The sequence below is a fragment of the Marinobacterium arenosum genome (assembly GCF_019795155.1).
Lineage (GTDB): Bacteria > Pseudomonadota > Gammaproteobacteria > Pseudomonadales > Balneatricaceae > Marinobacterium_C > Marinobacterium_C arenosum.
Genome location: NZ_JAILYN010000108.1, coordinates 1 through 1,577 on the forward strand (window position 1 = coordinate 1; position 1,577 = coordinate 1,577).

Sequence of the window (1,577 nt, forward strand, 5' to 3'; positions counted from 1 at the left end):
GAACGGCGATTCCGGAAATTGGGCACAAGTGTTCAGCTTCGGCCGGAATGGGTGTTCACGTTGAACCAGAATCGGTGTTCACGTTCCGCCGGAATGGCTGTTCACGATGGGCCGGAATATGCAGCCAGGCACAGATCTTCGCCCGTGCCGGCGTTCAGATCCCCCGCTCGACGCTGGCGGAATGGATCGGGCGATGCGGCGTTCAGCTGCAACCGCTGGTTGATGCGCTGCGCGCGTCGCTGCTGGACGAACCGATCCTGCACGCCGATGAAACGCCGGTACCGATGCTGTCACCGGGCAAGAAGAAAACCCACAAGGCCGATATCTGGGCCTATGCCAGCACGCCGTTCGCCGAGCTGAACACGGTGATCTACGACTTCGCCCCCGGCCGAAGTGGCCAGCATGCCCGCGACTTCCTCGGCGACTGGCAGGGCAAGCTGATCTGCGATGACTATGCCGGCTACAAGCAGGGCTTCGCCAAGGGCATCACCGAGATCGGCTGCATGGCCCATGCCCGGCGCAAGTTCGTCGAACTGCATGTGGCGGGCAAGAGCCAGATCGCCGGTCAGGCGGTGGAATACATCAAGCAGCTGTATCAGATCGAGCGGGAGGCCCAGTCCCTGACGGTCGCTGACCGACAGGCGCTGCGACAGGCCCGCTCAAAACCGATCGCGGAGGCGCTGCATGAGTGGATGCGGGCCCATCGCTTGAAAGTGCCGGATGGCTCGGCGACGGCAAGCGCGCTGGACTACAGCCTCAAACGCTGGGCGGCCCTGACCAGGTATCTGGACGATGGTGCGCTGCCGATCGACAACAACCGGGTGGAAAACCTGATCCGGCCTTGGGCACTCGGTCGTTCCAACTGGCTGTTCGCCGGATCGCTACGCAGCGGCCGGCGTGCCGCCGCCGTCATGAGTCTGATCCAGTCCGCGAAGCTGAACGGGCATGAACCCTATGCCTATCTGAAAGATGTGCTGGCCCGGCTGCCGGCCCAGCGGGCAAGTGCTATCGGCGAGCTGCTGCCGCATAACTGGCAACCGGTAACGGCTGACAAGGTGTGATCGCCGGACGCTTACATTGAGGCGGTAAAGTCACCACCTGATCAATAGGTGTTCAATGACCAGCAGAGGACATTAGGGACGGGCTCTTGGGCTCTTGGGCTCTTGGGCTCTTGGGCTCTTGGGCTCTTGGGCTCTTGGGCGACCATGGTTTCGCTATTTATTCGAGTTGGTCGACAGCGCCTCGTTAGAGTGTTCCTTCGACAGGTAAGCGGTAACTCCCGTACCTCTATCTCCATACACACTCAATACATTGTAAATGGAATGTTTAAAGACACTCCAAGGGGCGGCTCCTGAAGCAGGTCCCGCCCTCACCCGGCTAGCCGATGCTTTAGCTATTTCCGTGTAAAAAGCATGGTTTCCGATTATCGCAGCAGGCTGCGCACCTCCAAAATGGGTAGTGTTCAGAGTTCTGTGTCGTTTCCTACACTTGACTGAAAAAGGGAGCGACACATCATGGCTGATAAGTACGAAATCGATATCCAGGCGTTTGCCAAAGCACTTCAGGCCGGTCAGAGT

Annotated in this window: 2 protein-coding genes; one reads left to right on the plus strand and one right to left on the minus strand. The window is 59.5% G+C overall.

Going from position 1 to position 1,577, the window contains the following annotated elements; translation table 11 throughout:
• Nucleotides 1–1,061, plus strand: a 1,061-nt coding sequence (tnpC, locus tag K6T12_RS21370) for an IS66 family transposase (RefSeq protein WP_255611983.1), incomplete at its 5' end; no start/stop codon positions are given.
• Nucleotides 1,062–1,214: 153 nt separating this feature from the next.
• Here the strand turns inward: tnpC and K6T12_RS21375 are convergent.
• Nucleotides 1,215–1,577, minus strand: a 363-nt coding sequence (locus K6T12_RS21375) for a hypothetical protein (protein WP_222224999.1), incomplete at its 5' end; no start/stop codon positions are given.